This window comes from Curtobacterium sp. MCBD17_040 (assembly GCF_003234805.2).
Lineage (GTDB): Bacteria > Actinomycetota > Actinomycetes > Actinomycetales > Microbacteriaceae > Curtobacterium.
Window position 1 is genome coordinate 2,362,001 of record NZ_CP126273.1, and the last position, 14,844, is coordinate 2,376,844.

At 72.1% G+C, this 14,844-nt stretch carries 18 protein-coding genes; 8 read left to right on the top strand and 10 right to left on the bottom strand.

The window, feature by feature from the left end; translation table 11 throughout:
- Nucleotides 1-47: 47 nt before the first annotated feature.
- From DEI94_RS11060 to DEI94_RS11070, 3 genes are all read right to left on the bottom strand, one after another.
- Nucleotides 48-695, bottom strand: coding sequence for a TlpA family protein disulfide reductase (locus DEI94_RS11060; protein ID WP_258378026.1), 648 nt, complete (start codon nucleotides 693-695; stop codon nucleotides 48-50).
- Nucleotides 692-1,336 (bottom strand): histidine phosphatase family protein, encoded by a 645-nt coding sequence (locus tag DEI94_RS11065; protein WP_111009417.1) that lies wholly within the window; start codon nucleotides 1,334-1,336, stop codon nucleotides 692-694. Before DEI94_RS11065 ends, DEI94_RS11060 begins: the two co-directional genes overlap by 4 nt.
- A 103-nt stretch (nucleotides 1,337-1,439) precedes the next feature.
- Nucleotides 1,440-2,942 carry a SulP family inorganic anion transporter gene (locus DEI94_RS11070; protein WP_111027038.1) on the bottom strand — a complete coding sequence of 501 codons (1,503 nt, stop codon included), beginning with the start codon at nucleotides 2,940-2,942 and terminating at the stop codon, nucleotides 1,440-1,442.
- Nucleotides 2,943-3,024: 82 nt separating this feature from the next.
- On the opposite strand from DEI94_RS11070, the gene aspS reads away from it, so the two are divergent.
- Nucleotides 3,025-4,368, top strand: coding sequence for an aspartate--tRNA(Asn) ligase (aspS, locus tag DEI94_RS11075; protein ID WP_111013554.1), 1,344 nt, complete (start codon nucleotides 3,025-3,027; stop codon nucleotides 4,366-4,368).
- An 87-nt stretch (nucleotides 4,369-4,455) separates the two neighbouring features.
- On the opposite strand, the gene DEI94_RS11080 is transcribed toward aspS, so the two are convergent.
- From DEI94_RS11080 to proC, 6 genes are all read right to left on the bottom strand, one after another.
- On the bottom strand, nucleotides 4,456-4,749 hold the full coding sequence (locus DEI94_RS11080; protein ID WP_181434852.1) for a Dabb family protein: 294 nt from the start codon (nucleotides 4,747-4,749) through the stop codon (nucleotides 4,456-4,458).
- Nucleotides 4,746-5,000, bottom strand: coding sequence for a glutaredoxin family protein (locus DEI94_RS11085; RefSeq protein WP_181434854.1), 255 nt, complete (start codon nucleotides 4,998-5,000; stop codon nucleotides 4,746-4,748). Before DEI94_RS11085 ends, DEI94_RS11080 begins: the two co-directional genes overlap by 4 nt.
- 80 nt (nucleotides 5,001-5,080) lie before the next feature.
- On the bottom strand, nucleotides 5,081-5,179 hold the full coding sequence (locus tag DEI94_RS11090) for a 30S ribosomal protein bS22 (protein WP_003792170.1): 99 nt from the start codon (nucleotides 5,177-5,179) through the stop codon (nucleotides 5,081-5,083).
- Between the two features lie 110 nt (nucleotides 5,180-5,289).
- On the bottom strand, nucleotides 5,290-5,484 hold the full coding sequence (locus DEI94_RS11095) for a helix-turn-helix domain-containing protein (protein ID WP_111009413.1): 195 nt from the start codon (nucleotides 5,482-5,484) through the stop codon (nucleotides 5,290-5,292).
- A 120-nt stretch (nucleotides 5,485-5,604) separates the two neighbouring features.
- Nucleotides 5,605-6,123, bottom strand: a complete 519-nt coding sequence (locus DEI94_RS19745) for an ArsR/SmtB family transcription factor (protein ID WP_111009412.1) — start codon at nucleotides 6,121-6,123, stop codon at nucleotides 5,605-5,607.
- Between the two features lie 71 nt (nucleotides 6,124-6,194).
- Nucleotides 6,195-7,025 (bottom strand): pyrroline-5-carboxylate reductase, encoded by an 831-nt coding sequence (proC, locus tag DEI94_RS11105; protein WP_111027039.1) that lies wholly within the window; start codon nucleotides 7,023-7,025, stop codon nucleotides 6,195-6,197.
- Between the two features lie 55 nt (nucleotides 7,026-7,080).
- Here proC and DEI94_RS11110 point away from each other — a divergent pair, with 55 nt between their 5' ends.
- Nucleotides 7,081-8,037 (top strand): cation diffusion facilitator family transporter, encoded by a 957-nt coding sequence (locus tag DEI94_RS11110; protein ID WP_111027040.1) that lies wholly within the window; start codon nucleotides 7,081-7,083, stop codon nucleotides 8,035-8,037.
- Between the two features lie 93 nt (nucleotides 8,038-8,130).
- Nucleotides 8,131-8,508 carry a hypothetical protein gene (locus DEI94_RS11115; RefSeq protein WP_111027041.1) on the top strand — a complete coding sequence of 126 codons (378 nt, stop codon included), beginning with the start codon at nucleotides 8,131-8,133 and terminating at the stop codon, nucleotides 8,506-8,508.
- A gap of 24 nt (nucleotides 8,509-8,532) precedes the next feature.
- Here the strand turns inward: DEI94_RS11115 and DEI94_RS11120 are convergent, their stop codons facing one another.
- Entirely contained in the window at nucleotides 8,533-8,964 is a 432-nt protein-coding gene (locus DEI94_RS11120; RefSeq protein ID WP_111009606.1) for a nucleoside deaminase, read from the bottom strand.
- Nucleotides 8,965-9,125: 161 nt separating this feature from the next.
- Here DEI94_RS11120 and upp point away from each other — a divergent pair, with 161 nt between their 5' ends.
- From upp to DEI94_RS11145, 5 genes are all read left to right on the top strand, one after another.
- Nucleotides 9,126-9,761 carry a uracil phosphoribosyltransferase gene (gene upp, locus DEI94_RS11125; RefSeq protein WP_111009408.1) on the top strand — a complete coding sequence of 212 codons (636 nt, stop codon included), beginning with the start codon at nucleotides 9,126-9,128 and terminating at the stop codon, nucleotides 9,759-9,761.
- A gap of 532 nt (nucleotides 9,762-10,293) precedes the next feature.
- Complete coding sequence (locus tag DEI94_RS11130) at nucleotides 10,294-11,136, top strand: winged helix-turn-helix domain-containing protein (protein ID WP_111027042.1); 843 nt, start codon at nucleotides 10,294-10,296, stop codon at nucleotides 11,134-11,136.
- Nucleotides 11,137-11,412: 276 nt separating this feature from the next.
- On the top strand, nucleotides 11,413-11,943 hold the full coding sequence (locus DEI94_RS11135; protein WP_309146556.1) for a MarR family winged helix-turn-helix transcriptional regulator: 531 nt from the start codon (nucleotides 11,413-11,415) through the stop codon (nucleotides 11,941-11,943).
- Nucleotides 11,940-13,289, top strand: coding sequence for a cryptochrome/photolyase family protein (locus DEI94_RS11140; RefSeq protein ID WP_111027043.1), 1,350 nt, complete (start codon nucleotides 11,940-11,942; stop codon nucleotides 13,287-13,289). Before DEI94_RS11135 ends, DEI94_RS11140 begins: the two co-directional genes overlap by 4 nt.
- Nucleotides 13,286-14,803: a serine hydrolase domain-containing protein gene (locus tag DEI94_RS11145; RefSeq protein ID WP_181441832.1), complete on the top strand. Its 1,518-nt coding sequence runs from the start codon at nucleotides 13,286-13,288 to the stop codon at nucleotides 14,801-14,803. Before DEI94_RS11140 ends, DEI94_RS11145 begins: the two co-directional genes overlap by 4 nt.
- The last annotated feature ends 41 nt before the right edge of the window (nucleotides 14,804-14,844 follow it).

Below are 14,844 nucleotides of genomic sequence, written 5' to 3' on the forward strand. Positions count from 1 at the left end.
TGACCGCTGAGGATCGCGTCGGAGAAGGGGTTGCCGCCGGTCACGGGTCAGGCGTTCCCGTTGAGCTCGTCGCTCACGAGGGTGTCGATGATGCTCGACGAGTCGACCGCACCGAGGACGCGCGCGGCGACGCGTCCCTGCTTGTCGAGCACGATCGTGGTAGGGACGGAGTTCGGGGCGATCGTGCCCGAGAGGGCGAGCTGCATGGTCCCGTGGTCGGCGTCGAGGACCGAGCCGTACGCCGTCCGGAAGGTGCGCTCGAACGCCTCGGCGGTCGGCTTCCGGTCGCGCACGTTGACCCCGACGAACGCGACGTCCTTGCCCTGGAACGTCCCGTACGACTGGTTGAGGTACTTCGCCTCGGCGCGACAGGGCGGGCACCCGGCGTACCAGAAGTTGAGGACGACGACCTTGCCCTTGAGCGCGGCACTCGACACGTGGTCGCCGTCGTCGGTGGTGGCCGAGAAGGTCACGGGTGCGCTCCGCTTGTCGGCGGCGACCTCGGTCACCGCACCGTCGCCGGAGATGTAGTTCTGCGTGGTGCCCTTGCCGTACTGGTTCGTCAACTGGTCGTTCGAGCTCGACGAGCAGCCGGCGAGCGCGAGGGCCGCGACGACGGCACCGGTGATCGCGACGGCGAGGCGGGCGCGGGTCGAACGGCGCCGCGGTTGGACGGTCGTGCTGGTGGTGATCACACTGCTCCCATGTCGACGGCTCCGGCCCGGAGCGGACCCGCGGGATCGGCGTAGCCGACCTCGACGAAGCGCCCGCCACGGCGTTCCACGCTCGTGATGCTCGACAGCGCGCACCGACGGGCACGCGGGTCGTGCCAGAGGTGCTCGCCGGCCAGCCGGCGGTGCACCGTCCAGATCGGGAGCTGGTGGCTCACGAGGACGACGTCACCCCCGTCGATGCTCCCCCACGCGGTCTCGAGCGCGGCCGTCATGCGGTTCGCGATGGACGCGTAGGCCTCGCCCCAACTCGGCCGCAACGGGTTCGCGATCCACGGCCACTCCGTCGGCCGGGCGACCGACCGCCGTGTGAAACCCGGCGGCTGGCCCTCGTACCGGTTCGTCGGCTCGATGAGCCGCTCGTCGAGCCGGACGTCGAGGTCGTACGCCTCGGCCCACGGCGCGGCCGACTCCTGCGTCCGCTGCAGGGGCGATGCGACGACCGCACGGACGTCCACTCCGGCGTCGACGAACGACCGTGCGGCGGCCGCGGCCATGCGCTGGCCGAGCTCGCTCAGCCGGAACCCCGGCAGGCGTCCGTACAGGACGCCATCGGGGTTGTGGACCTCGCCGTGACGAACGAGGTGCAAGCGGGTCGCGGGCATGGCCTCCAGTGTAGGTCGGGCGGCGCGTCCACCTCCCACCCAGTTGCCGCACGGGTATGCGGAACCGCTCAGCAGCGGCGTCCGGGAGGCCCGGGCGGGCCCGTCAGGACAGGTGGCCCGACAACCGCGTGTGGATCCGCAGCGACCGGGTGTCGAGCCCCACCACCTCGACGGTCGCACCGTGCATCGCGTACCGCTGCTCGATCGCGTCCAGCGCGGCGACCGTCGACGCGTCCCACACCTGGGCGCCGGCGAGGTCGATCTCCACCCGTGCCGGGTCCTCGGCGTACGAGAACCGCGTGGGCAGATCGCTCGACGAGGCGAAGAAGAGCGCGCCGTGCACCCGGTAGCGGACGAGGTCGCCACGGACCTCCCGCTCGACGGACACGACGTGGGCGACCCTCCGGGCGAACACGAGCGCGGACACGACGACGCCGATGAGCACGCCGGTGGCGAGGTTGTCGGTGAACACGACGACCACGACCGTGATCACCATGACGCCCGTCTCCCCGAGCGGCATCCGGCGGAGGGTCCGCGGACGGACGCTGTGCCAGTCGAACGTCGCGACGCACACCATGACCATGACGGCGGTGAGCGCCGCCATCGGGATCTCGGCGACCACCCCGCGCAGGGTCACCGTCAGCACGAGCACCGAGACGCCGGCGACGAAGGTCGAGACGCGGGTCCGCGCCCCGGCCGTCTTCACGTTGATGACCGTCTGGCCGATCATCGCGCAGCCGCCCGTGCCGCCGAAGAACGCACTGACGACGTTGGCGATGCCCTGCCCCCACGACTCGCGCCACCCGCTCGACCGGGTGTCCGTGAGCGCGTCGACGAGCTGTGCGGTGAGCAGGGTCTCGATGAGCCCCACGACCGCCATGCCGAAGGCCGTCGGGGCGATGATCCGCAGCGTCTCGAGGTCGAGCGGCACACGGATCCCGGCGAAGGTCGGCAGCGACGACGGCAGCGCGCCCTTGTCCCCGACCGTGGGGACGTCGACGTGGAACAGCAACGTGAGCGCGGTGACCACGATCACCGCGATGAGCGGGGCGGGCACCGCCTTCGTCAGGAGCGGGAACGCGATGATGATCGCGATGCCGAGCGCCGTGAGCGGCCAGACGACGAACGGCACGCCACGACCGAACAGGTTCGGCAGCTGTGCGGTGAGGATGAGGATCGCGAGCGCGTTGACGAACGCGACGTTGACGCTCCGCGGGATGAACCGCATGAGACGAGCGACGCCGAGGAAGCCGAGCACGAGCTGGAACACACCGCCGAGGACGATCGTCGGCACGAGGTACGCGATGCCGTGGTCCCGGATGAGCGGCGCGACGACCAGCGCCACGGATCCGGCCGCCGCGGAGACCATGGCAGGACGACCGCCGACGAACGCGATCACGACCGCGATGACGAACGACGAGAACAGGCCGACCGCCGGGTCGACCCCGGCGACGATCGAGAACGAGATCGCCTCGGGGATCAGGGCGAGCGCCGTCACGACGCCGGCGAGCACCTCGCGCGTGAGCAAGCGCGGCGACCGCAGCGCCTGCAGCACGGAGTGGGCGACGGGTGCCGACGGACCGGACGGGACAGCTGCGGAGGTCATCGGCGACCACCTTACGGGCGGGCGTGAGCGCTCACCACGGCGTCCGACGCGGGACGGGGGCCGCCCGCTAGACTCGACCCCCGTGATCGAACGCACCCGCATCGCCGACCTCGCCGCACTCCCCGACGGTCCCGTGACCGTCGGCGGATGGGTCGAGACCGTCCGTGACCAGAAGAAGGTGCAGTTCGTCGTACTGCGCGACGAGACGGGCGCCGTCCAGCTCGTCAACCCCGCCGTCCGTGCCGTCGACGACGACGCCGACGACAGCGCACGTGCGGCGCTGACCACGACCGAGACGATCTCCGGGCTCGCGCACGGGACCTTCCTGGTGGCCCAGGGCACGCTCAAGCACGACGAGCGCGTCAAGCTCGGTGGCATCGAGGTCAAGATCGACCGCCTCGACGTCGTGACCGCCGCGCTCCCCGAGACGCCGATCGCCGATGACTCCTCGCTCGACAAGCGCCTCGACTGGCGGTTCCTCGACCTCCGGAACCGCAAACAGAACCTCGTGTTCCGGATCCAGACGACCCTCGAGCACGCGTTCCGGACCTACTGGGTCGAGCGCGACTTCATCGAGATCCACACGCCGAAGCTCATGGCGTCCGCGTCCGAGTCCCGCGCCGAGCTGTTCGAGCTGCCGTACTTCGACACGACGGCGTACCTGGCGCAGAGCCCGCAGAACTTCAAGCAGATGGCGCAGCCAGCCGGATTCGGCGCGGTGTTCGAGATCGCGGACGCGTTCCGGGCCGACCCGTCGTTCACCTCCCGGCACGCGACGGAGTTCACCAGCGTCGACGCCGAGATGAGTTGGGTCGAGTCCCACGAGGACGTCATGGCCATGCACGAGGAGCTCCTCGTCGCCGGCATCACCGCCGTGCAGGCCAAGTACGGCGTGGAGATCAGCGAGGTCTTCGGCTTCGAGCTCCAGGTCCCCACCGCGCCGTTCCCGCGCATCCCGCTCGCCGAGGCCCGCCGGATCGTCGCGGAGGGCGGCTACGAGATCCCCCGCGCCGACGGCGACCTCGACCCCGAGGGCGAGCGCCGGATCTCGGCGTACGCCAAGGAGCAGTTCGGCTCGGACTTCGTGTTCGTCACCGACTACGACGCCACGATCCGGCCGTACTACCACATGCGTCACGAGGACGACCCGACGCTCACGAAGAGCTACGACCTCATCTACAACGGCACCGAGATCTCCACGGGCGCCCAGCGCGAGCACCGCGTCGACGTCCTGACGCAGCAGGCGGTCGAGAAGGGCCTGGACCCCGCCGAGCTCGAGTGGTACCTCGACTTCTTCCGCTACGGCGTCCCCCCGCACGGTGGCTTCGGCATGGGCCTGGCCCGGGTGCTCATGCTCATGCTCGGCCAGTCGTCGATCCGCGAGGTCACGTACCTGTTCCGCGGTCCCACCCGTCTGCTCCCGTAGCGGTTCCCGACCGCACGACAGGAGGCGCTGCTCCCCACCGGGGCAGCGCCTCCCGCGTGTGCGGCAGCGACGGCCGGGAGGCGCGGCTCAGGCCTCCCAGTCGATGGCGGTCCGCCCCGTGACCATTCCGCGGACGGTGTCGGCGGCGGCCTGGTGCTCGGGGTGGACCTGGTAGGCCTCGAGCCCGGCGAGGTCGTCGAACGTGGCGACCACCGCGACGTCCGCGTTGCTGCCGGGGTACGCCACGTTGTCGACCACGCGGATGGAGCGGATCGACGGCACGACGCCGTCGAGGCCTTCGAGCACGGCGCGGATGTGGGCGATCGCCTCGTGACGGACGACGTCGTCGCGCAAGCGCCAGGCGACGACGTGGTGGATCACGCGCGGGCCTCGGCCGCGGCGAGCGCACGCTCGAACCGCTCGGCGTCGACGCGCCAGGTGCTGTGGACCCGGCCGTCGACGATGACCACGGGGATGTCCTCCGCGTACTCCTCGCGCAGGGCGTCGTCCCGGAGGATGTCCCGCTCCTCGAACACGACGTCGGGGTGGGCGTCGAGCACGGAGCGGACGATCGGACGGGCGTCGTCGCACAGGTGGCATCCGGGCTTGGTCAGGAGCGTCACGGTGGGCACCCGTCCAGCGTAGTGCGGAGACGACGAAGCCCCGGCCGGTGATCGGTCGGGGCTCTCGTGGTGAGCAGGTCCGGTAGGACCTACTTCTTGTTGCGACGCTGGTGGCGCGTCTTGCGCAGCAGCTTGCGGTGCTTCTTCTTCGCCATGCGCTTGCGGCGCTTCTTGATGACAGAACCCATACGGCCCTCCTACGGCTGATGTGGACACCGGGTCGGAGACCGCGGAAAAATACCTCGTGCGACATTACCGGAGCCGACCGGCGTTGTCGAACGGCGTGGGCGTGGCGCGCTCAACCGACGTCGGCGACACCACCGCGGAGCATCTCCGCGACGGCGGACTCCGGGACCCGGAACGACCGGCCGAAGCGGATGGCGGGGAGCTCCCCCGCGTGCACCATGCGGTAGACCGTCATCTTCGAGACGCGCATCATCTCGGCGACCTCAGCGACCGTGAGGAACCGCACGTCGTCGAAGTTGCCGGCCATGCTCTGCCTTCAGGAGGGGCCCGGCGCCTCCGGACCATGGTGTGACCTGCGTGGTCTCTGGCAACCATAGGGGCGGCCGTGGCGCGGTGTCCAGCCCGCCCGCTGCCCCGGGAACGGGGGTCAGTCGTCGTCCTCGCCGGCACGCCGCTGGAGCCGACGCCGCACCGGGTCCACCACGCGCTCCCAGCCTGTCTGCGCCCCCGAGATCGCCGTCGTGGCGCGGAAGGACGCCTCGGCCATCACCCGTCCGAGTTCGGTGCCGACGTCCACCCGAGACCGTCCCGCGGCGCCGCGGCGCACCGACACGGGGCGGCCGTCGGGGGTCCACGCCGTGGTCGCCGGGACCTCCTCGGCAGCGACGACACCGGTGAACGGTGCGAGCCATTCCTCGACGCCGACGAGGGGCTCCGGGTCGAGGCGGTAGTAGCGGTGCTGGCCCTCGTCGCGCGTGCGCACCAGGCCGGCGTCGCGGAGCACCCGGAGGTGTTTCGACACCGTCGGTTGGCTGATCCCGAGGCGCGTGACGAGCGCACCCACGCTGAGTTCGCCGACGGACCCGGCCGCGCCGTACTCCTCGAGCAGGGTTGCGAGCAGTCGGCGCCGCGTGGGGTCCGCGATCACGCCGAAGATGTCGGGCATGCGCTCAGGGTAACGGGGCGCGCGCGGCGAGGGCCATCCGGACGCCCTCGGGGTGCCCCAGGGCGCGTGCGTCAGAGCGCGGCGAGCTCCGCGGCTCGGGCGATGGCGGCATCGGCGGCACGGCGGAGGGTCCCCTCGAGGTCCGCGTCCTCGAGGACCGCGATCGCCCGCTCGGTCGTGCCCTTCGGACTCGTCACCGCGCGCCGGAGGGCCTCGGGGCCGTCGTCCGACGTGGCGAGGAGCTCGACCGCGCCGCGGAGCGTGCCCTCGACCATGACCCGCGCCTGCTCGCGGTCGAACCCGAGCGACTCGGCCGCACGCCGCCACTGTTCGACGAGCAGGAACACGTAGGCGGGCCCGGACCCGGACACCGCGCTGAGGGCGTCGAGCTGGGCCTCGGGGACCTCGAGCACATCGCCCGAGACCGCGAAGAGGGACGAAGCGAGCGCGACCGCCGCCGCGTCGGCGCGACTGCCCCCGCTGACCCCGGTGACACCGCGGCCGACGCGCACGGGGGTGTTCGGCAGCGCCCGGACGACCCGCACGCCCTCCGGCACCAGGGACTCCATCGTCACACTCGTCACCCCGACGGCGACACTCACCACCACCGCGTCCGGCTCGAGGTCGGCCCGCACCTCGCGCAGCAGGTCGGCGACGAGGAACGGCTTGACCCCGACGACGACGAGCTCCGCCCCGCGCACGGCGCGCCGGTTCGCCTCCGGGTCGGTCTCCACGGCGACGGCGTCGAGGCCCCGGACGCGGAGCGCCTCGGCGGACGGCTCCGACCGGTTCGTGACGGCGAAGCGATCCGCGGGGACGCCTGCGGCGACCAGGCCGTCCAGGACCGCTCCCGACATGGATCCGACGCCGAGCATCGCGGTACGTGGCAGATCGAGGACCATCCGGCCATCCTAGGATCTGACCGACCGCACAGGAACGAGAGCAGGGCTGGGCACCATGAGCGCATCCGGAGGCAACAGGGCGATCGTCGCGGCCCTCGGCGCGAACGTCGGCATCGCCGTGGTCAAGTTCATCGCGGCCGCGATCAGCGGATCGGCGTCGATGCTCGCCGAGGGCGTCCACTCCCTCGCCGACTCGGTCAACCAGGTCCTGCTCATCATCGGCGGCCGACGGTCGAAGCGGGCGGCGGACGAGGAACACCCGTTCGGCTACGGCCGCGAACGGTACGTGTACGCCTTCGTCGTGTCGATCATCCTGTTCTCGATCGGCGGCGTGTTCTCGCTGTACGAGGGCATCGAGAAGCTCGAGCACCCGCACCCCCTGGAGACCTGGTGGCTCCCGCTGGCGGTGCTCGCGATCTCCATCCTGCTCGAGGGCTTCTCGCTCCGGACGGCGTTGCGGGAGGCCCGGTCCGACCGCGGGGACCAGTCCCTGGTGCAGTACATCCGTCGGGCCAAGGCACCCGAACTCCCGGTCGTCATGCTCGAGGACACGGCCGCGCTCACCGGGCTCGTGTTCGCGTTCCTCGGCGTCGGTCTGACGGCGCTCACCGGCGACGGCGTCTTCGACGCGATCGGCACGATCCTCATCGCCCTCCTGCTCGTCGCCGTCGCGGTCGTGCTCGGTGTCGAGACGAAGAGCCTCCTGCTCGGCGAGGGGGCGACGCCCGCGGACCTGCAGGCGATCAAGCGGGCGATCCTCGACGGCCCGGAGGTCGACTCGATCATCCACATGAAGACCCTGTACCTCGGCCCGGACGAGCTCATGGTGGCGGCGAAGGTCGCGGTGGACGGGGACCGTCGCCTGGGGGACGTCGCGGCGGGCATCGACGCCCTGGAGGCCCGGGTCCGGTCCGTCGTGCCCGTCGCCCGGGTCATCTACATCGAGCCCGACGTCCGGCACGACGCCCCGCGGCCGCCGACCGAGGCGATCATCATCCGCGCGGCCGACTGACGCGTCCTCCCCCGGTCGGGAGGCCGAGCGACCGTCCACAGGGAAGGCACGCCTTCGTGGCGGAGCCGGCCGGGCCTCCGCCACGATCGGAGCATGTCCGTGTTGCAGAACGTGTTCCTGGCTCTCCACTTCCTCGGTCTCGCCGCCGTGATCGGCGCCTTCCTCGCGCAGGTCCGGCGCAAGGAGCACATCGAGACCCAATGGCTCGTCATCGGCCTCGTGACGCAGCTCGTGACCGGTCTGGCACTCATGGGCATCATCGACGCGACCACCCACGGCGGGTCGAACCACGTCAAGCTCGGGGTCAAGCTCGTCATCGCGCTGATCGCCCTCACGACGGCGTTCGTGGCGCGGTCGCGGCAGCGCCGGGCCGACGCGGGGACGGCCGGACCGAAGGCGGCGCTGCCGTTCTTCCACACGACCGGAGCGCTGGCGATCGTCAACGTGCTCATCGCCGTGTTCTGGCACTGAGGCGCGTCCGGTCGCCGAGCGGCCTCAGCGTCTCGCGGCGAAGAACGTGTCGAGCATCGCGGCACAGGGCTGTTCGAGCACGCCGCCGACGACCTCGGCCCGGTGTGGGAGTCGTCGATCGCGCGCGATGTCGTAGACGCTGCCCGACGCACCCGCCTTCGGATCCCACGCGCCGAACACGATCCGGGGTACCCGAGCGGCGAGCACGGCGCCGGCGCACATCGGGCACGGCTCGAGCGTGACGACGAGGGTGTGCTGCTCGAGGTGCCAGTCCCCCGTGCGTGCCGCGGCGGCGCGGAGTGCGAGCACCTCGGCGTGCGCGGTCGGATCCTGTCGGGCCTCCCGTTCGTTGCGCCCCGTGGCGACCACCGCACCGGTCGCGTCGAGCACGACCGCGCCGACCGGGACGTCCCCCGTCGCGAGACACGCGCGGGCCTCGTCGAGCGCCCGTTCCATCGCGGCCACCCACGGCCGGGCGGCCGGGTGCTCGCCCCGGTCCGCTCCGCCGCCGATGCCCGAGGGTCCGGGGCCGACCGGCCCGGGTCCGTGCTGCCGGTGCTCCACTCGCCCTCCTCGTCCGCCGCGGTGGCGCCTCCGTGGCCGGTACCCTTGAGCGTATGCGAGTCCACGTCGCCGATCACCCGCTCATCACGCACAAGTTGTCGGTGCTCCGCGACCGCACGACGCCCGCACCGACGTTCCGCGCTCTGACCGAGGAGCTCGTGACGCTCCTCGCGTACGAGGCGACGCGCAACGTGCGAGTGACCGCGACCGCGATCGAGACCCCCGTCGCGAACACCGTCGGCGTCGCCATCGCCAAGCCGCGTCCGCTCGTCGTGCCGATCCTCCGAGCGGGCCTCGGGATGCTCGAGGGCATGGTCAAGCTCGTGCCGACGGCCGAGGTCGGGTTCCTCGGCATGGCGCGCAACGAGGAGACCCTCGAGCCCCAGACGTACGCCGAGCGCCTGCCTGAGGACCTGTCAAACCGGCAGTGCTTCGTCCTCGACCCGATGCTCGCGACCGGTGGCTCCCTGACGGCCGCGATCGAGTTCCTGTTCGACCGGGGCGCCGTGGACGTCACCGCCGTCTGCATCCTCGCCGCGCCCGAAGGGCTCGCCGCGGTCGAGGAGGCCACCGCGGGCAAGGACGTCACGATCGTCCTCGGTGCCCTCGACGAGCGACTCGACGACCGCGGGTACATCGTGCCCGGACTCGGCGACGCGGGCGACCGGTTGTACGGACTCGCCGAGTAGCCCCTTCCACCGCGCTCGCAGGCTCGGTCGGCGCTGGCGTCGCGCGGCGCTGGCGCGCCGCCTCAGCTCCAGCGCGCGGACTCGCCGAGTAGCCCCTTCCACCGCCCTCGCAGGCTCGGTCGGCGCTGGCGTCGCGCGGGGCGCACGTCCGCACGTCCGCCGGGACAGTTGACAGCCCCCTGGTATACCGCCGATACTCGCCCCATGACTGTTTCCTCGTCCACCCGCGTCCTCATCGAGGTCCAGGGGACTGCCGGCATGATGATGCCGGGCATGGCGGTCATGTGTTGTCGAATGTGTGCCTGACCGGCACCCGTTCCAGCCGGACCCACCTTGACGGAGACCCCGTCCTGTGTGCGGTCCCCGGGATCCGGCGCCGACGACCATCGTGATCGTCGACGCGGAGGCACCCGCTCCCCTCGGTCCGTCCCGCCCTTGAACCCCCTCGCCGGGGTCCGGGCAGCGCGGCCGCCGCGACCGAGGACGCATTCGACGCACCGGCGCTCCGAGCGCCACAGCCAGGAGGACTCCCATGTCACTCACCATCGATCGCCCGCGACACACCACCGCCCCCGCCGACACCGCGCTCGCCGGCGCTGCTTCGCCGACCCACGCCGGGCCGGCTCTCCCCGCGGCCCAGCACGCCCGCACTGCTGCGCCCGTGCGTACCCCCGCTGCCGGCACCGCCCTGCCCGCCCGTGCCGCACGGCCTGCGCCCGCTGCCGAGGACGTCCCGACGAGTCCCGTCGTCGCTCCCGCCCGGAGCCGCGCTCTGCCCGAGGGCACGGAGGCACGCGGATTCGCCCTCTACGTCGGGATCGACGAGGCGAAGGCCGCTGCGGCCGGCACCTCGCTCGCGGCCATCGTCGAGCAGCTCAAGGCCCTGACGGCCCAACTCGCCCCCGCCGCCGAGACCTACGCGGCGGTCGCGGTGGCGGCCGAGGGCTCCGGGGGCCGCGACGTCGAGGTGGTGCGCCTCGCGCTGCAGGACCGATCCGCGGTCGCGGCGCGGAAGCAGACCTCGCCCGCGGAGCCCGAGGAGACCGGCGTCGTGATCGACATCTCGCGCAAGCGGGTCGTGCTCGACGGCGAGACCGCACCGCTGACGTACAAGGAATTCGAGCTCCTCCAGTTCCTGGTGCTCCGCGAGGGCCGGACGGTCGACCGCCAGGCGATCATCGAGGGACTCTGGGCGGACGGCGAGGACGAGACGCCGAACGAGCGGACCATCGACGTGCACGTCCGACGCCTCCGCTCGAAGCTCGGTGCCTTCGAGGAGATCGTGCGGACGGTCCGGGGTGTCGGCTACCGGTTCGACCGGCACGCGGACGTCGCCGTCCGGTACGCCTCCACGCCGTCCCCCGACCTCTTCTGACCGCCGCGGGGGCTCCCGGCGTCGGCATCGGGCGCTCTGGGTGAACTCGCAGTGAAACAACGATCCGGTACCTACCGCTCGTTACCACCTCGTTATATTCTGACGGAGCAGTCGCTGTTTGCTGTGGCAGCGGTTGCGGAATGTGATTGCAGGACACTCTTGGGTGCAAGGGAGAAGGGCGGCCACCACGCCTCTGGTGGCCGCCCTTCGTCGTGTCCGAGCCGGTCGGGCGTCCGACCCCGTCGATACAGTTGGCGGAGGTCGGAAGGAGCCGCAGTGAGTGACACATCGAAGGCCGTCGCCGCGTGGGAGGCCCTGTTCCGCGCGCAGGTCACCGTGATGCGCAACCTCAACACCGCGTTCCCGTCGTCCGACATCTCGTTCAACGAGTACGACGTCTGCTACAACCTGTCCAAGCAGCCCGGACGGCGCCTCCGGATGCGGGACCTGACCGGCCAGCTCCTGCTGACCCAGCCGAGCATCAGCCGCCTCGTCGAACGGCTGGCGGCCCGCGGCGTCGTCGAGAAACTCCCCGATCCGACGGACGCTCGCGGTGTGATCGTCGCGTTGACGACACACGGCTTCGACCTCTACCGCACCGTGGCGAAGCAACACGCCGCCACCATCGCCGAGCAGGTCGGCGCCGGACTCGACGACGACGAGCTGGGCGAGCTCGAACACCTGTGCACGAAGCTCCGCACGGCCGCCGCGGCCGCCACCGACGGCACCACGGCGCACCCGGCGCTCCGCGCGAACCCGGACCCGTCGGCGTCCGATCTGGCCTCCGACACCGTGCCGAGCGTGTGAACGGCGCGCTCGTCTGGCTGCGGGACGACCTGCGCCTCCACGACAACCCCGCCCTGCACGCCGCCGTCACGGCCGGCGGCCCGGTCACCGTGGCGTACGTCCTCGACGACCGGTCGGAGGGCCTCCGTCCGTTCGGTGGCGCCGCGCGCTGGTGGCTGCACGGGTCGCTCGCCGCGCTCGACGCCGACCTCCGGGCCCGCGGGAACCGCCTCGTCCTGCGCCGGGGTGCCGCGGCCACCGTGATCGACGAGCTCGTGCGCGACACCGCGGCGGACACGGTCCTCTGGAACCGTCGGTACGGCGCCGCGGAACGCGCGATCGACACGGGGATCAAGCAGTCGCTCACCGACCGCGGTCACGTCGTGCACAGCGCGGCGGCGGCGCTGCTCTGGGAGCCGTGGACGCTCGCCACCGGCCAGGGCCAGCCCTACCGGGTGTTCTCGCCGTTCTGGCGCGCGGCGCAGGCGATGCCGACACCCCGCGAACCGCTCCCGCGGCCCGTGACGGTGCCAGCCGGGCCGTCTGTGGCGAGCGACGCCCTCGACGACTGGGGTCTGCTGCCGACCCGACCGGACTGGGCAGGCGGCCTGCGCGCGACCTGGACCCCCGGCGAGGCCGGAGCCGCGGCCCGGTTCCGCCACTTCCTCGAGCACGGTCTCGAGGACTACGACCAGCGTGACCAGCCGTCGGCCGACGCCGCGAGCGGACTGAGCCCGCACATCCGCTGGGGCGAGATCAGCCCGTACCAGCTCTGGCACCGTCTGCACGGCGAGCTCATGCCCGCGCAGCGTCGGCAGGCGCCGTCGTTCCTCCGACAGCTGGCCTGGCGCGAGTTCAACTGGCACGAGCTGTACCACGAGCCGGACATGGCGACCGTGAACGTCCGCCCCGAGTTCGACGCCTTCCCGTGGCGCTCCGCGTCGTCCGACGAGCTCGACCGCTGGCGGTACGGCCGCACCGGCATCGACCTCGTGGACGCCGGCATGCGGGAGCTCTGGCACACCGGCGCGATGCACAACCGCGTCCGCCTGGTCGTCGGGAGTTTCCTCGTCAAGAACCTGCTCGTCGACTGGCGCGTCGGCGAGCAGTGGTTCTGGGACACCCTCGTCGACGCCGACTCCGCGAACAACGCCGGCAACTGGCAGTGGGTGGCCGGTTCCGGGTTCGACGCCGCCCCCTTCTTCCGCGTCTTCAACCCGCAGCTCCAGGCGGACAAGTTCGATCCGCACCGGAGCTACATCCGGCAGTGGATCCCGGCGGACGAGGTCCGGCCGGAACCGATGGTCGACCTCAAGTCGAGCCGCGCCCGAGCCCTCGACGCCTACCAGCAGATGCGGGCCGTGTGACCAGCGCATCCTCGTCGGACGCCGCTCCCGGCGGCGCCGCCTCCGCCAGGGCTCCACGACCCGCGGACCGACTCCCCGCGGACGTCCTGAGCCGCATCGACGACCTGTTCCGGCAGCGTGTGGAGCGCGGTGTCGCGCCGAGTAGCGCGTGGGGCGTGTTCGACCGCCAGGGCCTCGTCGCCAGTGGCGGCCACGGGGACCGCGGTGACGGACGAGCGCCCGACCATGACACGGCGTACCGGATCGCCTCGTGCACGAAGAGCGTCACCGCCGCGGCCCTGCTGCTCCTCGCCGAACGGGGCCTGCTCGACCTCGACGACCCGGTGACCGCGTTCGTGCCCGCGTTCGCGTCGGTCGCACTGCCCCGCCCGGACGCCCCCGTCCCGACGCTGCGGATGCTGCTGACGATGTCCGCCGGGTTCCCGACCGACGACCCCTGGGCCGACCGGCAGGAGTCCCTGTCCGACGACGCTTTCGACGGCGTGCTCCGCGGCGGCCTGCTCTTCGACCGGGTGCCGGGAACGGGCTTCGCCTACTCGAACCTCGGTTACGCACTGCTCGGCCGTGTCGTGGCGCGGGTGAGCGGTCGGCCGTACCAGCGCTTCGCGACCGAGGAGCTGCTCGACCCGCTCGGGCTCACCCGGACGGCGTTCACCGCGCCCGACGGGGCCGCGCTCGCGTCCGGGTACCGATCTGGCCCGGACGGCTGGGAACGGCTGCCGTTCTCCGGCCCGGGTGCGTTCTCGAGCATCGGCGGTCTGTTCTCGACGGTCACGGACCTCGCGGCGTGGGCGCGGTTCCTGGCCGCCGCGTTCGACGGCATCGGCGTCGGGACGACCGGGGCGGCGGCGTGGTCCGGGTCGGCGCCACTGTCGGCAGCCGACCGTCGTGCCATGCAGCAGGCGTCACGGACGATCGCGGGCGGGACGGGCCTCCCGGGTCTGCGGGATCGCCCTGCCGGGTACGGCTTCGGGCTGTTCGTCGAACAGGACCCGGTCGTCGGGACGATCGTGTCGCACTCGGGCGGCTACCCGGGCTTCTCCGCACACATGCGATGGAGCACGGCCGACGGCGTCGGCGTGGTCGCGTTCGAGAACGCGACCGGGGCTCGGGTGCCGATGGCCGCGACGGAGGCGCACGACCTCCTGCTGTCCGCACGACCCGCACCCCCTGCGGACCCGGTGCTCGACGTGACGCGACGCGCGCAGGCGGCCGTGACGCGCCTCCTGGCCGACGGGTTCCCCGACGACCTCGCCGACGCGGTGTGCACACCGAACGTCGCGATGGACGTGCCCTACGAACGCCGCCGTGCAGCCGTCCGGGAGGCCCTGTCCGCGTCCGGCGCGGACCTCGCGGCCCGCCCCGTGCGCGAGGAGACGCGGTCACCCACGCACCTGGTGTGGTGGCACCCGGGGAGCACCGGTCTCCTGCGGGTCGAGATCCGTCTCGCTCCGATCGCGGCCGGACTCGTGCAGACGCTCACGGTCCGGGTGGAGGACGCACCTCCGGTCTGACCGGCCGCGGACGCCTGTGGAACGTGCACGGGCGCACGACC

Bases quoted from the DNA above. Each gene is read 5' to 3' on its own strand.
- proC (WP_111027039.1), bottom strand. From the start codon at position 7,025: ATGGTCCTCGATCTGCCACGTACCGCGATGCTCGGCGTCGGATCCATG.
- upp (WP_111009408.1), top strand. From the start codon at position 9,126: ATGCGAGTCCACGTCGCCGATCACCCGCTCATCACGCACAAGTTGTCG.
- DEI94_RS11095 (WP_111009413.1), bottom strand. From the start codon at position 5,484: ATGGCCGGCAACTTCGACGACGTGCGGTTCCTCACGGTCGCTGAGGTC.
- DEI94_RS11090 (WP_003792170.1), bottom strand. From the start codon at position 5,179: ATGGGTTCTGTCATCAAGAAGCGCCGCAAGCGCATGGCGAAGAAGAAG.
- DEI94_RS11115 (WP_111027041.1), top strand. From the start codon at position 8,131: ATGTCCGTGTTGCAGAACGTGTTCCTGGCTCTCCACTTCCTCGGTCTC.
- DEI94_RS11070 (WP_111027038.1), bottom strand. From the start codon at position 2,942: ATGACCTCCGCAGCTGTCCCGTCCGGTCCGTCGGCACCCGTCGCCCAC.
- DEI94_RS11120 (WP_111009606.1), bottom strand. From the start codon at position 8,964: ATGGAACGGGCGCTCGACGAGGCCCGCGCGTGTCTCGCGACGGGGGAC.
- DEI94_RS11110 (WP_111027040.1), top strand. From the start codon at position 7,081: ATGAGCGCATCCGGAGGCAACAGGGCGATCGTCGCGGCCCTCGGCGCG.
- DEI94_RS11130 (WP_111027042.1), top strand. From the start codon at position 10,294: ATGTCACTCACCATCGATCGCCCGCGACACACCACCGCCCCCGCCGAC.
- DEI94_RS11065 (WP_111009417.1), bottom strand. From the start codon at position 1,336: ATGCCCGCGACCCGCTTGCACCTCGTTCGTCACGGCGAGGTCCACAAC.
- DEI94_RS19745 (WP_111009412.1), bottom strand. From the start codon at position 6,123: ATGCCCGACATCTTCGGCGTGATCGCGGACCCCACGCGGCGCCGACTG.